The following is an 18,472-nucleotide window of genomic DNA, read 5'->3' as shown; positions in this document are numbered from 1 at the left end:
TTCCACGCGCTGCACCCGCGCCAGCATGCGCCGCTCGCGCAGCGCGCCGAGGAACAGCGCCGCAGCGCGCATCGGGCCGACGGTATGCGAGCTGGATGGCCCGATACCGATCTTGAACAGGTCAAACACACTGATGGCCATGGCCGACTCCTAAAGCGTTTGCACGTCCCGAGAGGCGCGCGTTGCGAAGGATTGTCGGCTGCTACAGGCGGCTAAAACTGTCTAACGTCGACCCGAACGTGTTCAGAGTCGCCAGGAGCGTAACAGCCCACCGGCGCGGGCTTTGCTCTGGCGGCCCGATTGTGCCGCGGCGCACTGCAACTTTCGGCCTATCCTCCCGGCGCCCTCGCTGTGCTTAGATAGGCCGACTTGCCCTGCGCACAAGGATGGCCATGCCCCTTCGCACCCTACTGCTGACCGCCCTGGCCATGCTCGCCTTTGCCGGCAACTCGCTGCTCTGTCGCCTGGCGCTGAAGGAAACCGAGATCGATGCCGCCAGTTTCACCAGCCTGCGTCTCGCCTCCGGCGCCCTGACCCTGTGGCTGTTGCTGCGCCTGCGCCGCGGCGATGGCGCGCTGGCCGGCAGCTGGTCCGGCGCGGTCGCGCTGTTCGCCTATGCCGCGGCGTTTTCCTTCGCCTATGTCAGCCTGGATGCAGGGGTCGGTGCGCTGCTGCTGTTCGGCGCGGTGCAGGTGAGCATGCTGCTGTGGGGCTTCTACCGCGGCGAGCGGCTCACCGCGCTGACCGCGAGCGGCCTGCTGCTGGCCTTGGGCGGCCTGCTCGCCCTGCTGCTGCCCGGCGCCAGCGCACCGCCACTCGGCGGTGCCCTGCTGATGCTGTTGGCCGGCGCGGCCTGGGGCGTCTACTCGCTGCTCGGCCGTGGCGGCGGCGACCCGCTGGCGGTCACCGCCGGCAACTTCCTGCGGGCCACGCCGCTGGCGCTGCTGGCCAGTGTGCTGCTGCTCGGCCAGACCAGCTGGGATGGTCCCGGGCTGCTCTACGCCCTGCTCTCCGGCGCACTGACCTCGGGCATCGGCTACGCCGTCTGGTACACCGCCCTGCGCGGATTGAAGGCGTTCCAGGCCGCCACCGTGCAGCTCAGCGTGCCGATCATCGCCGCCCTGGCCGGCAGCCTGCTGCTCGATGAAGCCTTGAGCCTGCGACTGCTCCTGAGTTCGCTGGCCGTGCTCGGCGGCGTCGCGGTGGTGCTGAGCGCCAAACAGCGCGGCTGAAGCCACTCCAGGTGCAGATAGGCGCCGGGCGATCCGCACACACAGTCGCCAATCGGGCTAACCTGACGACAACAGCCCGCGCGCTGAGCAAAAGCCGCGGCACCGCTGTCTTCCAGTGCGTCCCGTCCATAATCGGAAGCCCCGCCATGCAGAGTCCCCGCCCACTGTTCAGCCACCTGCTCCGGATCCTCGCCTGCGGCCTGCTGCTCGGCCTCGGCGCCTGCAGCAGCCTGGTCCCCCGCGACCCGCTGCACATCGATCTGGTCGGCCTGGAGCCGCTGCCGGGCGAAGGGCTGGAGATGCGCTTTGCGGTGAAGCTGCGGATCCAGAACCCCAACGACGATGCCATCGATTACCACGGCGTGGCCCTGCAGCTCGACATCAACCAGCAACCGCTGGCCAGCGGGGTGAGCAACCAGAGCGGCCAGGTGCCGCGCTTCGGCGAAGCGGTGATCAGCGTACCGGTGAGCATTTCCGCCTATTCGGTGATGCGCCAGGCCTGGGGCGTCAGCGGCTATAAGCCGGGGCAGAATCTGCCCTACGCGCTGCGCGGCAAACTGGCCGGCGGCCTGTTCGGCACCACGCGCTTCAGCGACTCGGGCACCTTGAACTGGCCCGCGCCGGCGGGCGCGCCAGGGAGGCCCTGACAGCGTGCCCGCATAACCCGGGGGCATGCAGGAGCAAGCGCCATGCACATCGCCAACGGCGGCCCGAAGTCAACCGCCACTCACCTGCAGGCCCTGCACCAGCAGGGTTTCGCCCTGCTCCCCGGGGTGCTCGATGCGCAGCAGATCGCCGCACTGCGCGCGGCCATCGACCGCCTCACGCCGCAGCACTGGGACTATTCCGGCCTGGTCGACCACTACAAGTGCGTGTTCAACCGCGACCCGTTCTGGCTGGCCTACCTCGACCAGCCGGGGGTGATCGAACTGGCCGAGGCCGCCCTCGGCGCCGATTGCCACATCATTGGCCAGACCGCCTGGCGCAGTCACCCCGGCTTCGTCGGCGCCGAACTGCACCTGGACTACCTGGTGATGGAGTTGCCGGAGGCGTTGCTGGCCGACCCGGGCTTCGTCCTGCCCATGCAGATCTGCACGGCGCATTTCTACCTCGACGACATCGACGCGGATCTCTGCCCGACCCGGGTCATCCCCGGCAGCCACCGCGCCGGGCGCAAGCCGCGGGCGGGCGAGAGCCAGTGGCAGGGCGTGCCGGCACAGGCGCTGCTGTGCCGCGCCGGCGATGTGCTGATGTTCCGCAGCGAACTTTGGCATGCCGGCAGCCACAACCGCACGGCGGACCGCACGCGCTACCTGCTGCAGGTGCATTACGGCCGGCGCATGGTCGCGCAGAAGTTCTCGCCCTACCTGAGCTGGCGTTTCGCCCCCGAGGTGCTGGCCGCCTGCACGCCACGCCAGCGCCGGCTGCTGGGCGAGCACGAGGAAGCGGAATACGACTGAGCGCGCCGCCAGGCCGCAAGAATGCCAGCGCTGGCGTTTACTCCAGACGCACCCGATACACCTCGGCCAATGCGATCAGCTTGTCCCGCGCCAGGGCCAGGGCACCCTGGGTCAGGGGACGCATGCCGTCGGCAATGGCCTGCGCCTCGATGGCCAGGGCCGCCACCGCCGGCTGGATCAGGGCGCGCAAGGCCGGTGTGACCTCGAGCAGCTCATAGGCGGCCACGCGCCCGGCAAACCCCTTGCCGTGGCAATGGCTGCAGCCCCGGCCGACATAAAAGCGCTCCTGCGCATCCAGGCCCAGCGCCGTACGCACATAATCCGGCACCTGCTCCTCTTCCAGGCACTCCGGGCAGTTGCGCCGCACCAGGCGCTGGGCCAGCACCCCGAGCAGGCTGGCATTGAGCAGGTAGGGCGCGACACCGATTTCCAGCAAGCGGGTCACCGTGGTCGCGGCACTGTTGGTATGCAGGGTGGAGAGCACCAGATGGCCGGTCAGGGCACTCTCGGTGGCCATGATCGCGGTCTCCTGGTCACGGATCTCGCCGACCATGATCACGTCCGGGTCATGCCGCAGGATGTGCCGCAGGGCGCGGGCGAAGGTGTAGCCGATCTGCGGCTTGACCTGAATCTGGCGAATCCCGTCGATCTGGTACTCCACCGGATCCTCGACCGTGATGATGTTCACCCCGGTGGTCTTGATGCCATTGAGGGCGGCGTACAGGGTGGTGCTCTTGCCTGAACCGGTCGGGCCGGTCACCAGCAGGATGCCCTGATTGTGACTGGTCAGGTTGCGAAAGCGCCCGGCATCCTCGCTGCTGAAGCCGATCTGATCCAGGGTCTTGAGGCTCTGCCGGGTGTCGAGGATGCGGATCACCACGCTCTCGCCATACACCGTCGGCATGATCGACAGGCGCAGGTCGATAGTCCGATCGCCTAGCCGCACCAGGTGCCGACCATCCTGGGGCAGGCGCCGCTCGGCGATGTTCATGCCGCCGATGATCTTGATCCGGCTGACAATCGCCGCCAGGTTGCCGGGCTTGATCCGGCGGATTTCCATCAACACGCCGTCGATGCGAAACAGCACGACGACCTCCCGTTCACCGGGTCGCAGATGGATGTCCGAGGCACGCCGGCCGATCGCATCCTCCAGCAGGCTGTCGACAAAACGCACCGTCGGCTTGTCCTCGGCCAATTGCTTGATACGGTGCAGGCTCAATTCGGGCGCCAGGCCCTGGTGTTCGGGCAACTCCAGTTCGGTGGCCACGCCATAGTGCAGATTGATCGCCGCCTGCACCTCTTCGCTGCTCACCTGAATGGCTTCGACCCGCTTGCCGGTGACAAACCCGAGCAGGTGCAACAGCTCGCAGTCCGACGGCGTTGGCGTAGCCACCGCCAGCAACTCGCCCTCCAGCATCAGCGGCAGCACCTGATACTCCCGGGCCAGGTGCTCGGGCAGCAGGAGCAAGGCCTGGGCCTCGACCCGAAAGGCCTCCAGATCGACCCGCGCGCTGTCCAGTTGCTGCACCAGCGCCTCGGCCAGATGCTGCTTGTCGATCAGCTTGCGCCGCAGCAGGATATCGCCGATCCGGCCGAGGTCCGGCTCTTGCCCCTGCAGGCGCAGGGCCTGCTGCAGGTTCTGCGGATCGAGGTGACCGCCCTCCACCAGAAGCGCGCCGACCAACCGATGCGGCTGTTCGTTCTCGGCGCGCAGACGCAGGTGTTCGAGCAATTGCTGGTGATCGGTGATGAGCAGCGGCATGGGCAACAGACCTCGGCAGGCGGCATCCGCCCAGTCTAGGCGCTTTCGCTTGGCCGGCACTGTGCCGGGTCAATAAAGCCACCGCCGCCGTTCCCGGGTTTTACACAAGCTTTACATCGACGGCGGGAAATTCTCGCCGGCCTGCCAGTCGAATCTGTATCCGGCTTCTGCCGACGATTTGCAGGAGATCTGCTCATGATTGCGCGTATTCCTTTACTTGCGGTGCTTGTCGCCAGCCTGGCACTGGCAGGAGAGGCGGCGGCACGGGGTTCCGATCGCAATGCCGTGATTGCCGGTGCGGTAGTCGGGGCCGTGGTGGGTGGCGCCATCGTCGCCGGTAGCCGCTATGACCGCCCGCCGGTGTATGTGGAAATCGGCGCGCCGCCACCACGGGTCTACTACGAGTCCTATCCGCGCTACTACCATCCGCCTCCCGTGTACTACCGGCCCTATACGGTGGTGGTAGAACCGCGCTACCAGTACCGCTCGGGCCACAAGTTCCGTCACCACAACAGGCATCACTACCGCCAGCATCATTACCGCAATGATCGCTACCGCCAGCACCAACGCTATGACCGCGGCTATTACGCGCCACGCTGGTAGCACCACCTGCCCGCCCCGCCTAGCGCGGGGCGGGCGGTCTGCATGACAGGCCGGGGAGCACCGCGCATCCTCGCAGGCTCAAATCCACGGCAAAACCCTATATAATCTGCGGCTTTCCATAAGCCTGCCCTCAAGGACCCGCCGTGAGCACTTTGCCAGCCTGCCCCAAATGCAATTCCGAATTCACCTATGAAGACGGCCAACTGCTGATCTGCCCGGAATGCGCCCACGAGTGGCCCGCCGACGGCTCTGGCGAAGCGGCTGCCGATGGCGACAAAGTGATCAAGGACTCGGTCGGCAACGTGCTGCAGGATGGCGACACCATCACCGTGATCAAGGACCTCAAGGTCAAAGGCTCCTCGCTGGTGGTCAAGGTCGGCACCAAGGTCAAGGGCATCCGCCTGTGCGACGGCGACCACGACATCGACTGCAAGATCGACGGCATCGGCGCCATGAAGCTCAAGTCCGAGTTCGTGCGCAAGGTCTGACCGAGCGAGCGTTCCCACCGCCAGGTGGGAACGCTCAGACAGAATCTGCGCCGCGCCTGAGCGTCCTCAGGGTGCGCCCCCTGCACACTCCCGTCCCCACAGAATCAAAAAAACCCGAAACCCCTCGTCCTAGAGCGTCTTGCAGGCCCCTGGCCAGCTGCTCCGGCACTATCATGCGCAGCTTTTTGCCCAGAGCCCTCCATGCCGCGCCTGATCGCCCTGTTCTGCCTGCTGTTCGCCGTATCCGTCCACGCCGATGCCCCGCAAAACTTCGCCGCCGCCAAGAAGATCGCCTGGCAGCTCTACGCCGAACGACCGAGCACCTTCTATTGCGGTTGCGCCTACCACGGCAAGCAGGTCGACCTGGCCAGTTGCGGCTATAAGGTGCGCAAGCAACCACGCCGCGCGCAGCGCCTGGAATGGGAGCACGTGGTGCCGGCCTGGGTGATCGGGCATCAGCGCCAGTGCTGGCAGCACGGCGGGCGCCAGAACTGCACGCGCAACGACCCGCTGTTCAAGGCCGCCGAGGCCGACCTGCACAACCTGGTGCCGAGCATCGGCGAAGTGAATGGCGACCGCTCCAACTACGCCCTTGGCATGCTCGGCGACAAACCGCAGCAATACGGCGCCTGCCCCATGGTGGTCAACTTCAAGCAGAAAACCGCCATGCCCCCCGAACCGGTCCGCGGCGCCTCGGCGCGCATCTACCTGTACATGGCCGACCACTACCAGCTGCGCCTGTCCAAGCTCGACCGGCGCACCTACGAAGCCTGGAACCGTCAGTACCCGATCAGCGAATGGGAGCGCTGGCGCAACCAGAAAGTCGGCTGCGTCATGGGCCACGGCAACCCCTATATCGGTGCCGTCGACCAGGGCCGCTGCCCAGCGCTACGCCGCGCCGGCGACACCCGCCGCACCAGCGGCTGACGCCAGCGGGGGTGGCTTCGTAGGATGTTGAGCGCAGCGATACCCATCACGACCGGGCGCCGGCACGCCTGCGGTCAGGGTTGCAATTGCTGCAGATAGGCGGCCAGGGCGCCGATCTGTGCGTCGCTGAAGTCGGCGGCGATCGACATCATCACCGAGCCGGCGCGGCTCGGGTCCTTGTCGCGAAAACGGGTCAGCGCCTTGCGCAGGTACTCGGCCGGCTGGCCGGCCAGGCGCGGGGTGTTGTCGCGGCCCTCGGCATTCACGCCGTGGCAGCCGGTGCAGATGGTCTTGAACGTCACCTCGCCCTGCTGCTGCAACGCCGCGTCGACCGGCTCGCTATGCGCCAGCAGCTTCTGCTGACCGAAGTAGATGGCGACGTTGACCCGATCTTCCAGGGTCAGGTTCGGCGCCAGCTGGGACATCACGTAATCCTTGCGCTCGCCGCTGGCGAACTTCTCGAAGGCGTTGAACAGATACACCGGGTTCTGCTCGGCCAGATTGGGAATGTACGGCCGCTTGCTGTTGCCGTTCTCGCCGTGGCAATTGCCGCAGAAGCGAATACGCTCCTGACCGGCGGCATAGGCCTGCTCGCGCAGTGCCGGGTCGGCGTTGAGCTGGGTAAAGCGCTGCATGGCCTCGTCGCTGGCCTGGGCCAGGCTGGCGATGCAACAGAAGAACACAAGGGCGAGTGCGCGCATGGCGGGAGACCTTTGCCTGGTTTGCTCGATAGGTCGGGCGTTCAAGGCGGCGACTATAGGCGCAACCACCCGGCCGTACCCCGGCGCAGGTCAAGCAAATGGCAGATAGCGAAGCACGAAACGCTGGCTGGCCGGGCGCGCCACTGGGAGGAAAACCCTGCGCGAGGAGACGCCCAGGCCCAGGCCCCACTCCACCCGGCGCCAATCAGCCACTTTTGGTGCACGCAGCGGCCACGCCACCCCATGCATGCACCCTGAAGGGGCAAAGTAGGGGTTCAGGCCGAGCGGGAAAGCGGCAATACCATCAGGTTATCCAGCAATTTGAGGATATGCCGGCGGGTAATCACCCCGATCACCTTGCCACCGGCATCGACCACCGGGTAGCTCTTCGGCTTGTCGCCGAGCATCTGCTGCGCCAGCGCCACGGCGTCCATTTCTGGCGTCACGCTGAGCACGTCGGTACGCATGATGTCGCGCACCGTGGCCACTCGCTGGTTGTAATAGGCCACCTGAATCGCCACCTGCAGACACTCCTGCTCGGAAATCCAGCCCAATAGCAGGCCCTGAGCATCGGTAACCGGCCCGCCGAGAATGTGATGGCGCATCAACTGCCGAGCCGCCTCCACCACCGGCATATCGGCGCGGATGGTGGCAAAGTCCTTGGTCATGTAATCGGCGATGGAGGAGGTGTTCATCGAGCGTGCTCCCGTGGGGCTATCGAATCGTGATCGACCGGGCGGACGCCCGGACGCTGGACCCATAGCAAGTTCCAGGCCCTCTTTACCCCGCCGGCACCGGCGCCCAGGCGGCAGACGCTTGCCTATGGCGCCCTGCCAGCATCCGCAGTATGTTCAGGGCACGTCTCTGCAAGGATGACCCCATGGCCAGCAAAGCCCACCCTCCACGCCAGCAACAGCTGCTGGCGGTGCTGATCGATGCCGACAACGCCTCCGCCGCCATCGTCGAAGGCCTGTTCGAGGAAATCGCCAAGTTCGGCGTCGCCAGCGTCAAGCGCATCTACGGCGACTGGACCCAGCCCAACCTCGGCGGCTGGAAGAAGGTGCTGCTCGATCACTCCATCCAGCCGATCCAGCAATTCGCCTACACCCGCGGCAAGAACGCCACCGACAGCGCCTTGATCATCGACGCCATGGACCTGCTCTACACCCGGCGTTTCGACGGTTTCTGCCTGGTCTCCAGCGACAGCGACTTCACCCGCCTGGCCGCCCGCCTGCGCGAGGAAGGCCTGACCGTCTACGGCTTCGGCGAAGAGAAGACCCCCTCGCCGTTCGTCTCCGCCTGCGACAAGTTCATCTACACCGAACTGCTGCGCGCCGACGCCGCGCAAGCCCAACCCGAGCCGGCCAGCAGCGACGACAAAGCGCAACCGAGCGCGCCCAGCGGACAACCCGGCGAACCGGCCAGGCCAGCGGCCAAACCGAAAGCGCAGAAAGTGCCGACGGACTTTATCGCCAAGGTCATCGAAGACATCAACGACGAGGACGGCTGGGTCCAGCTCGGCCTGCTTGGCTCGAATATCAGCAAGCTGCGCCCGGCGTTCGATGCGCGGCTGTATGGGTTCAAGAAGCTCAGCGATTTGATCAAGGGCCATCCCAAGCGTTTTGAACTGCAGGTACGCGGGAGCAGTGCGACGGGGGGAGAGGCGTTGTATGTGAGGAATAGGAAGGTGGGGAAGTGACACGACGTATCGCATAAGCCAACACAAACCACGGGCATTAATACAGCAAGGAGCTAGACATGGAATTCTTCGAAAAACTTAACAGCCTTTCAGCCAAGATCCGCCAACAGGCTGCAGCGATAAAAACGGAAGAAGCTACAAAAAATGCCTTTGTCATGCCATTCATCAACACCGTTCTCGGCTACGACGTTTTTGATCCACGGGAAGTAACCCCGGAATTTGTCTGTGACGTAGGGACAAAGAAAGGTGAAAAGATTGACTACGCAATCCTGAAAGACGGCGAAGTTCAGATACTGATCGAATGCAAGAAGATTGGCGAACCACTGAACGTCAATCACGCCTCCCAACTGTTTCGCTACTTCCATGTAACCAACGCACGCATCTCCATCCTCACGAACGGCCAAGTCTACAAATTCTTTACTGACCTTGACGCACCAAACAAGATGGATGAGAAGCCCTTTCTTGAACTGGATTTACTCGACATCGATGAACATGCAGTACCTGAACTCATAAAACTCACAAAGTCGGCCTTCGACGTTGAGTCCATTGTCAACTCCGCGGGCGAACTGAAATACGTCAGCCAAATAAAAAAAGAGATCGCATCCCAGTTCAGCAAACCTGATGATGATTTTGTAAAATTCTTCGCATCACGTGTTTATGAAGGAATGATCACGCAAAAAGTGCGTGAGCAATTCGCCGAACTGACCCGAAAAGCTGTTGCTCAATTTTTGAGCGACCAAATTAATGATCGTTTGAAGTCTGCAATGAGCGGTGCGCTACAGCCCAGCTATTCCGCTGCCGCACCGACATCAAGCGACGCCCCGGCAGAACAACTCGACGAGCCCGCAGACGACAAAGTGATGACCACGCTTGAAGAGCTTGAGGGCTACCACATTGTAAAAGCGATTGTGCGCTCGGTTGTTGACGCGAAGCGGATTATTCAGCGTGACACTCAGAGCTACTTCGGCATTTTGCTGGACGACAATAACCGTAAACCAATTTGTCGCCTGCACTTCAACCGCATGCAGAAATACATCGGCATCTTTGACCAAGAGAAAACCGAGACCCGCCACCCGATCAGCTCACTGGATGAAATCTACGATTTTGCCGATCAGCTAAAAACGACCACTGGTTTCTATTCGTAGCTTTTAATGTGGCGCAGCACGACTTTTCAGGATGGGTTGAGCGCAGCGATACCCATCAATTTCTCGGCAAGCAACCAAGCAACCGGTGTTAATCCGGCGCAACTCCACTGGCTTTGATTACGTGTTTCGCCCTTACGGCGAGTCACTTGATTCGCTTCGCTCACCCTTCGGGTCAGCCTGCGGCTGTTACTCCGCTTCGCTCCGTTTCTCTTTGCTCGCGCGAAAGAGAAAGAGAAAGTAACCAAAGAGAAAGCGCGCCCGGCATACGGGTTTCGCTTCGCTCAACTTGATTCGCTACGCTCACCCTTCGGGCCAGCCTGCGGCTGTTACTCCGCTTCGCTCCGTTTCCTCGCTCCGGCACTGTTCCGAGGGTCGTCACGAAGGGCCATCCCTGGCCTAAGCGGCCCCGCCCATCGTTCCTCGTTTGGCATCCATGCCAAACGCCCCTCTCCACAGCACCTCCACTCGGCCTCCTGACGGGATCAAGGATCGCGTCGCCTGGGAGATTTGTGGAATCAACAGCACGGCGAGAGGCAAGCAAAAAACCGTGACGCGGAGCGTCACAGGCGGTGTGCCCACGCTGGAGCGTGGGCATGATCGGAAATCGACGCTTTTGATTCTGCTTTTGGTAACCCTGCGCAGAACTATCAGGCGACGCCAAACGCCCCTTCAGGAGGCCGAACGGAATCGTTGTGGAAGGGGTTGAGCGGCAGGGATGCCGCAAGAGCCGCGATGGGCCAGGGATGGCCCTTCGCGGCGGGCCCTCGGAGCAATGATGGAGTGAGGGAAGTCGAGCGCAGCGAGACCCGGATGCAGGGGCAAGCGTTTTTGGTTACTTTTTGCGGGGCCGGCCATCCGGCGACTGCAAAAAGTGACTCGCCGTAAGGGCGAAACTAATATTGAGGCCACCTCCTCTGCGGCGGGCAAGCAGCGTAATTCGGGTCAGTAATCGCTGTTTAGTTCCAGAGTTTGATGGGTATCGCTGCGCTCAACCGCATCCTACAAAATCGTGCATCACCGGCGCCCATCGTTTACCTAGCAAAAAGGCCAGTCTCGCGACTGGCCTTTGTGTTTACCACCCTACCCGCGCTTAGCCATTGCTGGGGAACGCGAACTGCGCCGCCTCATGCGAGGCCCGTTGCGGCCAGCGCTGGGTGATGGCCTTCTTGCGGGTGTAGAAGCGTACGCCGTCCGGGCCGTAGGCGTGCAGGTCGCCGAACAGCGAGCGCTTCCAGCCGCCGAAGCTGTGGTAGCTCACCGGCACCGGCAGCGGCACGTTGACGCCGACCATGCCGACCTCGATCTCGTCGCAGAACAGCCGCGCCGCTTCGCCGTCGCGGGTGAAGATGCAGGTGCCGTTGCCGTATTCGTGATCGTTGATCAGCTGCATGGCGGCTTCCAGGCTGCCGACGCGAACGATGCACAGCACCGGGCCGAAGATTTCGTCGGTGTAGATGCTCATCTCCGGGGTCACCTTGTCGAACAGGGTGCCGCCGACGAAGTAGCCGTTCTCGTTGCCGGCGACCACCAGGTCGCGACCGTCGACCACCAGGCTCGCGCCCTGGGCGACGCCGGCGTCGATGTAGCCCTTGACCTTGTCGCGCGCAGCGGCGGTGACCAGCGGGCCCATGTCGAGGCCGCAGGAGGTGCCGGCGCCGATTTTCAGGGCCTGGATCTGTGGCACCAGCTTCTCGACCAGGGCATCGGCGATCTGGTCGCCGACGCACACGGCCACCGAGATGGCCATGCAGCGCTCGCCGCAGGAACCGTAGGCAGCGCCCATCAGCGCGCTGACCGCGTTGTCCAGGTCGGCGTCGGGCATCAGCACGGCGTGGTTCTTCGCCCCGCCGAGGGCCTGCACGCGCTTGCCGCGCTTGGTGCCTTCGCTGTAGATGTATTCGGCGATCGGGGTCGAGCCGACGAAGCTCAGGGCCTTGACCTCCGGCGCTTCGATCAGCGCATCCACCGCGGCCTTGTCGCCGTGCACCACGCTCATCACGCCTTTCGGCAGGCCGGCTTCGATCAGCAGTTCGGCGATGTAGAGGGTGGAGCTGGGGTCGCGCTCGGACGGCTTGAGGATGAAGCAGTTGCCGCAGACGATGGCCAGCGGGTACATCCACAGCGGCACCATGGCCGGGAAGTTGAACGGGGTGATGCCGGCGACTACGCCGATCGGCTGCAGGTCGCTCCAGGCGTCGATGTTCGGCCCGACGTTGCGGCTGTACTCGCCCTTGAGGATTTGCGGGGCGGCGCAGGCGAACTCGACGTTCTCGATGCCGCGTTTGAGTTCGCCGGTGGCGTCTTCAAGGGTCTTGCCGTGTTCTTCACTGATCAGCTTGGCGATGGCGCCTTCGTGCTGTTCGAGCAGTTGCTTGAAACGGAACATCACCTGGGCGCGCTTGGCCGGCGGGGTGTTGCGCCAGGCCGGGAAGGCGGCCTTGGCGGCGTCGATGGCCTGCTGGATGGTGGCGCGGTCGGCCAGGGCGACCTGGTGGATCACCTCGCCGGTGGCGGGGTTGAATACGTCGGCGGTGCGGCCTTGACCTTCGATGCGTTCGCCGTTGATCAGGTGTGGGATATGGCTCATGGAAATCTCCGATTCTGTAGGGTGGATGACGCTTTTTTATCCACCTTGGGATTTGTGGGCTTCGCGGGCATGGCCCGCTCCTACAGGGACAGTGGTTAATCGATTCCCTAACCCCGGCCCTCCCCCCAGAAGGGAGAGGCGGTTGTCCGTGTTTACTTGATTTCGGTTTCGACGAACACGATGTCGTGGTCGCTGGCATTGATCACGTTGTGCTCGATGCCGGCCTGGCGGTAGTAGGCTTGGCCGGCCACCAGGGGCGCGTGTTTCTCGCCCTCCGGGGTTTCCAGCAGCAGGGTGCCGTCGGTCATCGGCAGCACCAGGTAATCGTAGCCGTGACGGTGGCGGCCGGTTTCGGCGCCGGGCGCGAAGCGCCATTCGGTGACGATCACGCGCTCGTTGTCCACCTGCACGCTGGGTACGGCCTGCGGGCGCTGGCTCATCTCAGCTCACCCCTTGCAGGGCGTCGCCCACCGCGCCGAACATGCGCTCGAGGTCTTCCATCTTGGCGTTGAAGGTCGGGCCGAACTGCAGGGTGTCGCCGCCGAAGCGTACGTAGAAGCCGGCCTTCCACAGGGCCATGCCGGCCTCGAATGGGCGGATCACCGGGTCGCCGTCGCGCGGAGCGATCTGGATCGCGCCGGCCAGGCCGCAGTTGCGGATGTCGATCACATGCTGGCTGCCTTTGAGGCCATGCAAGGCCGCGGCGAATTTGGGCGCCAGCTCGGCGGACTGCTGCAGCAGGTTCTCCCGCTTAAGCAGATCCAGCGAGGCCAGGCCGGCGGCGCAGGCCACCGGGTGGGCCGAGTAGGTGTAGCCGTGGGTGAACTCGACCATGTGCTCGGGCGTGGCCTGCTGCATGAAGGTGTTGTAGATCTCGCTGCTGGCGATCACCGCGCCCAGCGGGATCGCGCCGTTGGTGATCTGCTTGGCGGCATTGATGATGTCCGGGGTCACGCCGAAGTACTCGGCGCCGCTCCACTTGCCCAAACGGCCGAAGGCGGTGATCACTTCGTCGAAGATCAGCAGGATGTTGTGCTGCGTGCAGATTTCGCGCAGGCGCTGCAGGTAGCCGGTGGGCGGCACGATGACGCCGGCCGAGCCGGACATCGGCTCGACGATCACCGCGGCGATGTTCGAGGCGTCGTGCAGTTCGATCAGCTTGAGCAGCTCGTTGGCCAGCTCGACGCCGCCGGTCGCGGCCATGCCCTGGGTGAAGGCCATGCCGGGCTGCAGGGTGTGCGGCAGGTGGTCGACGTCCATGAACTGGCCGTACATCTTGCGGTTGCCACCGATGCCGCCGAGGCTGGTGCCGGCGATGTTGACGCCGTGGTAGCCACGGGCGCGGCCGATGAACTTGGTCTTGGCCGGCTGGCCTTTCAGGCGCCAGTAGGCCTTGGCCATCTTCACCGCGGTGTCGGCGCACTCGGAGCCGGAGCCGGTGAAGAACACGTGGTTGAGGTCGCCCGGCATCAGGTCGGCGATCTGCTCGGCCAGCTGGAAGGACAGCGGGTGGCCGTACTGGAAGCCCGGCGAATAATCGAGGGTGCCGAGTTGCCTGGCCACCGCGTCCTGGATTTCCTTGCGCGAGTGACCGGCACCGCAGGTCCACAGGCCGGACAGGCTGTCGTAGACCTTGCGCCCCTGATCGTCGGTCAGCCAGCTGCCGGAGGCCTCGACGATCAGGCGTGGGTCGCGCTGGAACTGGCGGTTGGCGGTGAACGGCATCCAGTGGGCATCCAGCTTGAGCTGGCTGGCCAGTGACGGGGTGGCGGTCTGTGGCAGGTTCATGGCGGCCTCGCGGGGATGGGCGGTGTGTTTCATCTCGTAGGAGCGGGCCATGCCCGCGAAAGGCACAGGTCGCGGGCATGGCCCGCTCCTACAGAGTAATTGCCAGACAAGGTGCCACGGGCATACAGTCAGTAAAAGCACACTCTTCTTATCTTTAGTTAAGTGGTCACTAAACAATGAGCACACGTCGTGCAGAACCCCTGGCCCAGGTCAGCGACTTCGATATCCGCCTGCTCAAGCTGTTTCGCAGCGTGGCCGACTGCGGCGGATTTTCCGCCGCCGAGAGCGTGCTGGGGATCGGCCGCTCGGCGATCAGCCAGCAGATGAGCGACCTCGAACAGCGCCTCGGCCTGCGCCTGTGCCAGCGCGGTCGCGCCGGCTTCGCCCTGACCGAGGAAGGCCGCGAGGTGTACCAGTCGACCCAGCAACTGCTGGCGGCGCTGGAGAGCTTTCGCACCGAGGTCAACGGCCTCCATCAGCACCTGCGCGGCGAACTGAACATCGGCCTCACCGACAACCTGGTGACGGTGCCGCACATGCGCATCACCAACGCCCTGGCGCGGCTCAAGGAGCGCGGTCCGGAGGTGCGCATCCATATCCGCATGACCCCGCCGAGCGAGGTCGAGCAAGGCGTGCTCGACGGCCGCCTGCATATCGGCGTGGTGCCCCAGGCCGGCGCACTGTCCGGGCTGGACTACCAGGCGCTGTACGACGAGCGCTCGCTGCTCTACTGCGCCGTTGGCCATCCGCTGTTCTATGTCGACGACCAGCAGCTTGAGGATCAGCGGCTCAATGCCCAGGACGCCATCGCGCCGACCTTCCGCCTGCCGCCGGAGGTGCAGAGCCACTACCAGGCGCTCAACTGCACCGCCAGCGCCTCGGACCGCGAGGGCATGGCGTTCCTGATTCTCACCGGACGCTTCATCGGTTACCTGCCCGACCACTACGCCGCGGCCTGGGTACAACAGGGCCGCCTGCGCGCGCTGAAGGCGGACTCGCGCTTCTACGACCTCAGCCTGGCCGCCGTCACCCGCAAGGGTCGCCGGCCGCACCTGGTGCTGGAGAGTTTTCTCGAGGGACTGGCGGCGAGCGGCTGAGCGGCGTTTGCGGGTGCCTGTGCAGTAGAAAAAAGCATCGCTGGCATGGGCTGGGCGCCCCGGCCGCTCCTACGGCTTGCGCGAAACATGGTGGCTACAAGGTCCGCGCACGGCCCTTGCAGGAACGGGCCTGGCCGCGCTGCCTGATCGACATATCAGCTAACAACTGGCCGGGCGCAGCAGGCCGGGCGCGGCGGTCACACGAACGCTGCAGCAGCGACCTATGCTTGTTCGAGGAGCCGAGTCGCTCTTCCCGCCGCCCAGCGCAGTGCCACCACGGAGGATCCCATGCCCAGCCGTCGTCACTTCATTCGGCGCAGCGCCGCCCTGCTCGGCCTCGCCGCCGCGGTGCCCTGGCTGGCGCGCGGCGCCTTCGCCACCCCCAGCCAACTGCTGCAACGCGCCATCCCCGCCAGCGGCGAGCTGCTGCCGGTGATCGGCCTGGGCACCTCGCGCACCTTCAATGTCAGTCTCGACGACGCCAGCCTCGACCCGCTGGACGAGGTGATGCGTACTTTTATCAACGGCGGCGGCAAGCTGATCGACACCGCACCCAGCTATGGCAACGCCGAGGCAGTCAGCGGCGAGTTGCTAAGGCGCACCGGCACCCAGGACAAGGCGTTTCTCGCCAGCAAGGTCTCCGCCAGCGGCCGCGAGCGCGGCATGGCTCAGGTCGCGGCCAGCCTGCGCGCCCTGCAAACCGAGCGGCTCGATCTGCTGCAGGTGCACAACCTGCAGGACACCCGTACCCAGCTCGGCCTGCTGCGCGAGCTCAAGGAACAGGGCAAGGTGCGCTACATCGGCATCACCCATTACCGCGAGTCGGCCCATGACGACCTGCTCGCGGTGCTGGCGAAGGAGCCGGTGGACTTCGTCCAGCTCAACTATTCGGTGGGTGAGCGCAACGCCGAGCAGCGCCTGTTGCCCTACTGCGCCGACCGCGGTATCGCCACCCTGATCAACCGGCCATTCCAGCGCGGCCAGTTGTTCGACCGGGTCAGGGACACGCCATTACCGGACTGGGCGATCGAGGTCGACGCCACCTCCTGGGCGCAGTTGCTGCTCAAGTTCATCCTCGCCCACCCGGCGGTAACCGTGGTGATCCCGGCCACCTCCAAGGCGCGCTATATGGCCGACAACCTGCTGGCCGGCCACGGCCGCCTGCCGGATGCGGCGCTGCGCGAGCGGATCGCGCGAGCGTTCGGCTGAATCGCGACCGATGCTCTCGGTAGAGGGGGCAGCCCCGTCTTCGACGCCGCGCTGTCGCGCAGCAAACTGGGTAGGAGCCAGGGAGCGCCTGGTCCTTGCTGAGGCTCGGTGCTCCGACGATGCTTTTGATCTGCAAATATCGCCAGATCGCCGGACCGCCGGACCGCAGCAAGCTGGCTCCTACAGGGTTCATACCATGATCTAATTTCTATATATAAAACAACGGGTTATTTTTAGTTTGATATGAGCTGACTTGTCCGCGATGCTCTGCAAACAAAAGCTTCGCGGACACGTCCGCCCCCCACAGGGTCATAGCGTTACCAGGACATCCGGTGCAGCCCGCCTTAGAAGAGAACAGCCATGTCCCCAAGCCAACGCCTGGCCAAGGCGATCAACGCCAAACCGGCCGAACTGTTCGCCGCGCTGTGCGGCTTCGGCCTGTTCTTCTGCCTGTTCAGCGGCTACTTCATGCTGCGGCCGATCCGCGAGGCGATGGGTATTCGCGGCGGCGTGGAGAACCTGCAATGGCTGTTCAGCGCGACCTTCGTCGTCATGCTGGCCGCCGTGCCGCTGTTCGCCTGGCTCAATTCGCGGGTGCCGCGGGCGCGCTATATCGACTGGGTGTACGGCTTCTTCATCCTCAACCTGCTGGCCTTCGCCGCGCTGTTCCTGCAGGCCGGCGACGATATCTGGGCGGCGCGGGTGTTCTACGTGTGGATCTCGGTCTACAACCTGTTCGTGGTCTCGGTGGCCTGGAGCCTGATGGCCGACGTGTTCGACGCGCTGCAGGCGCGCCGCTTGTTCGCCTTTATCGCCGCCGGCGCCAGTTGCGGCGGCCTGGCCGGGCCGGCGCTGGGCGCGCTGCTGGTCGATGCCATCGGCCAGAGCGGCCTGATCCTCTGCGCCGCCCTGCTGCTCGGCGTGGCCGTGCTGGCCAAGCATTACCTGATGGCCTGGCGCGCCCGCGGTGGCGCCGGCCGCCCCGGCGCACCGCCCAGCGAGCACCCGCGCGAGCCGGTGACGGGCAATCCGTTCAGCGGCATCACCCGGGTGCTGGCCTCGCCCTACCTGCTGGGCATCAGCGCCTTTGTCATCCTCCTGGCCACCGCCAGCACCTTCCTCTACTTCGAACAGGCACGCCTGGTGGCGCTGACCTTCCCGGAACGCAACCAGCAGATCCGCGTGTTCGGCCTGATCGACTTCAGCGTGCAGGCGCTGTCGCTGCTGGCCCAGCTATTCGTCACCGGGCGGCTGGCGGAGAAATTCGGCCTGCGCGCGCTGCTGGCCGGGGTGCCGCTGCTGGTCTGCCTGGGCTTTCTCGGCCTGGCCCTGGCACCGACCTTCGCCATGCTCGCGGCGCTGATGATCGTGCGTCGGGTCGGCGAGTACGCCTTCGTCCGCCCCGGCCGGGAAATGCTCTTCGCCCCGCTCGATGCGCTGACCAAGTACAAGGCCAAGAACTTCATCGACACCGTGGTCTACCGTGGCGGCGACGCCGTCAGCGCCTGGGCCAAGGCGCTGCTCGATATGCTCAGCCAGGGCGTATTGCTGGCTGCCCTGGTCGGCGCCGCTTTGGCCGCCGTGTGGGCCGCGCTGGGCTGGTACCTGGGCGGGCGCCAGGCACAGGCCGCGCCGCAGGCGAGTCCCGCACTGCGTGACTGAGACCGGCCGCAAGGGTTGCGTAGGAGATCCCCCGTCGCGCAGCAAACTGTGTAGGAGCCAGGGGGACGCCTAGTTCTTGCTGGCGATGCTTTTGACCTGCCAAGATCGCCAG

18 protein-coding genes are annotated in these 18,472 nt (G+C 64.8%); 11 read left to right on the top strand and 7 right to left on the bottom strand.

Annotation, left to right across the window (positions count from 1 at the left end; translation table 11 throughout):
* On the bottom strand, positions 1 to 141 hold a 141-nt coding region (locus G9C89_RS17565), incomplete at its 3' end, for a serine dehydratase beta chain (protein WP_315852815.1).
* A 251-nt stretch (positions 142 to 392) separates the two neighbouring features.
* On the opposite strand from G9C89_RS17565, the gene G9C89_RS17560 reads away from it, so the two are divergent.
* The 3 genes from G9C89_RS17560 (at position 393) to G9C89_RS17550 (ending at position 2,692) form a co-directional block, all read left to right on the top strand.
* A complete protein-coding gene (locus tag G9C89_RS17560) occupies positions 393 to 1,232 on the top strand; it encodes a DMT family transporter (protein ID WP_172150338.1) in 840 nt (279 codons plus the stop codon).
* 146 nt (positions 1,233 to 1,378) lie between these two features.
* Positions 1,379 to 1,879 carry an LEA type 2 family protein gene (locus G9C89_RS17555; protein ID WP_172150336.1) on the top strand — a complete coding sequence of 167 codons (501 nt, stop codon included), beginning with the start codon at positions 1,379 to 1,381 and terminating at the stop codon, positions 1,877 to 1,879.
* 42 nt (positions 1,880 to 1,921) lie between these two features.
* Positions 1,922 to 2,692, top strand: a complete 771-nt coding sequence (locus tag G9C89_RS17550; protein ID WP_172150334.1) for a phytanoyl-CoA dioxygenase family protein — start codon at positions 1,922 to 1,924, stop codon at positions 2,690 to 2,692.
* Positions 2,693 to 2,729: 37 nt separating this feature from the next.
* On the opposite strand, the gene G9C89_RS17545 is transcribed toward G9C89_RS17550, so the two are convergent.
* Complete coding sequence (locus tag G9C89_RS17545) at positions 2,730 to 4,454, bottom strand: GspE/PulE family protein (RefSeq protein WP_172150332.1); 1,725 nt, start codon at positions 4,452 to 4,454, stop codon at positions 2,730 to 2,732.
* 195 nt (positions 4,455 to 4,649) lie between these two features.
* On the opposite strand from G9C89_RS17545, the gene G9C89_RS24985 reads away from it, so the two are divergent.
* The 3 genes from G9C89_RS24985 (at position 4,650) to G9C89_RS17530 (ending at position 6,472) form a co-directional block, all read left to right on the top strand.
* On the top strand, positions 4,650 to 5,057 hold the full coding sequence (locus tag G9C89_RS24985; protein WP_178115595.1) for a hypothetical protein: 408 nt from the start codon (positions 4,650 to 4,652) through the stop codon (positions 5,055 to 5,057).
* Positions 5,058 to 5,200: 143 nt separating this feature from the next.
* Positions 5,201 to 5,545 (top strand): zinc ribbon domain-containing protein YjdM, encoded by a 345-nt coding sequence (locus G9C89_RS17535; protein WP_172150330.1) that lies wholly within the window; start codon positions 5,201 to 5,203, stop codon positions 5,543 to 5,545.
* 201 nt (positions 5,546 to 5,746) lie between these two features.
* Positions 5,747 to 6,472, top strand: a complete 726-nt coding sequence (locus G9C89_RS17530) for an endonuclease (RefSeq protein WP_172150328.1) — start codon at positions 5,747 to 5,749, stop codon at positions 6,470 to 6,472.
* Positions 6,473 to 6,546: 74 nt separating this feature from the next.
* On the opposite strand, the gene G9C89_RS17525 is transcribed toward G9C89_RS17530, so the two are convergent.
* Entirely contained in the window at positions 6,547 to 7,173 is a 627-nt protein-coding gene (locus tag G9C89_RS17525; protein ID WP_172150326.1) for a c-type cytochrome, read from the bottom strand.
* Positions 7,174 to 7,448: 275 nt separating this feature from the next.
* Positions 7,449 to 7,868, bottom strand: a complete 420-nt coding sequence (locus G9C89_RS17520; protein WP_172150324.1) for a CBS domain-containing protein — start codon at positions 7,866 to 7,868, stop codon at positions 7,449 to 7,451.
* A gap of 185 nt (positions 7,869 to 8,053) precedes the next feature.
* Here G9C89_RS17520 and G9C89_RS17515 point away from each other — a divergent pair, with 185 nt between their 5' ends.
* The gene (locus G9C89_RS17515; RefSeq protein ID WP_172150322.1) at positions 8,054 to 8,872 is read left to right on the top strand and encodes an NYN domain-containing protein; all 819 of its coding nucleotides are present in this window, start codon (positions 8,054 to 8,056) and stop codon (positions 8,870 to 8,872) included.
* Between the two features lie 59 nt (positions 8,873 to 8,931).
* The gene (locus G9C89_RS17510; protein WP_172150320.1) at positions 8,932 to 10,017 is read left to right on the top strand and encodes a type I restriction endonuclease; all 1,086 of its coding nucleotides are present in this window, start codon (positions 8,932 to 8,934) and stop codon (positions 10,015 to 10,017) included.
* 1,090 nt (positions 10,018 to 11,107) lie between these two features.
* Here the strand turns inward: G9C89_RS17510 and G9C89_RS17505 are convergent.
* The 3 genes from G9C89_RS17505 to G9C89_RS17495 all read right to left on the bottom strand — a co-directional run bounded on the left by G9C89_RS17505 (position 11,108) and on the right by G9C89_RS17495 (position 14,392).
* Positions 11,108 to 12,604 (bottom strand): CoA-acylating methylmalonate-semialdehyde dehydrogenase, encoded by a 1,497-nt coding sequence (locus G9C89_RS17505; protein WP_172150318.1) that lies wholly within the window; start codon positions 12,602 to 12,604, stop codon positions 11,108 to 11,110.
* Positions 12,605 to 12,756: 152 nt separating this feature from the next.
* Positions 12,757 to 13,044, bottom strand: a complete 288-nt coding sequence (locus tag G9C89_RS17500) for a cupin domain-containing protein (RefSeq protein WP_172150316.1) — start codon at positions 13,042 to 13,044, stop codon at positions 12,757 to 12,759.
* 1 nt (position 13,045) lies between these two features.
* Positions 13,046 to 14,392 (bottom strand): aspartate aminotransferase family protein, encoded by a 1,347-nt coding sequence (locus G9C89_RS17495; RefSeq protein WP_172150314.1) that lies wholly within the window; start codon positions 14,390 to 14,392, stop codon positions 13,046 to 13,048.
* 176 nt (positions 14,393 to 14,568) lie between these two features.
* Here G9C89_RS17495 and G9C89_RS17490 point away from each other — a divergent pair, with 176 nt between their 5' ends.
* The 3 genes from G9C89_RS17490 to G9C89_RS17480 all read left to right on the top strand — a co-directional run bounded on the left by G9C89_RS17490 (position 14,569) and on the right by G9C89_RS17480 (position 18,360).
* Positions 14,569 to 15,489, top strand: a complete 921-nt coding sequence (locus G9C89_RS17490) for a LysR family transcriptional regulator (RefSeq protein ID WP_172150312.1) — start codon at positions 14,569 to 14,571, stop codon at positions 15,487 to 15,489.
* A gap of 288 nt (positions 15,490 to 15,777) precedes the next feature.
* The gene (locus G9C89_RS17485; RefSeq protein ID WP_172150310.1) at positions 15,778 to 16,698 is read left to right on the top strand and encodes an aldo/keto reductase; all 921 of its coding nucleotides are present in this window, start codon (positions 15,778 to 15,780) and stop codon (positions 16,696 to 16,698) included.
* A gap of 360 nt (positions 16,699 to 17,058) precedes the next feature.
* Positions 17,059 to 18,360, top strand: a complete 1,302-nt coding sequence (locus tag G9C89_RS17480) for an NTP/NDP exchange transporter (RefSeq protein ID WP_172150308.1) — start codon at positions 17,059 to 17,061, stop codon at positions 18,358 to 18,360.
* Positions 18,361 to 18,472 lie beyond the last annotated feature (112 nt).

Source organism: Pseudomonas tumuqii (genome assembly GCF_013184545.1).
Classification (GTDB): Bacteria; Pseudomonadota; Gammaproteobacteria; order Pseudomonadales; family Pseudomonadaceae; genus Aquipseudomonas; species Aquipseudomonas tumuqii.
The sequence above is the reverse complement of the archived record's forward strand: the minus strand, read 5'-3'. Positions and strand labels throughout refer to the sequence as shown.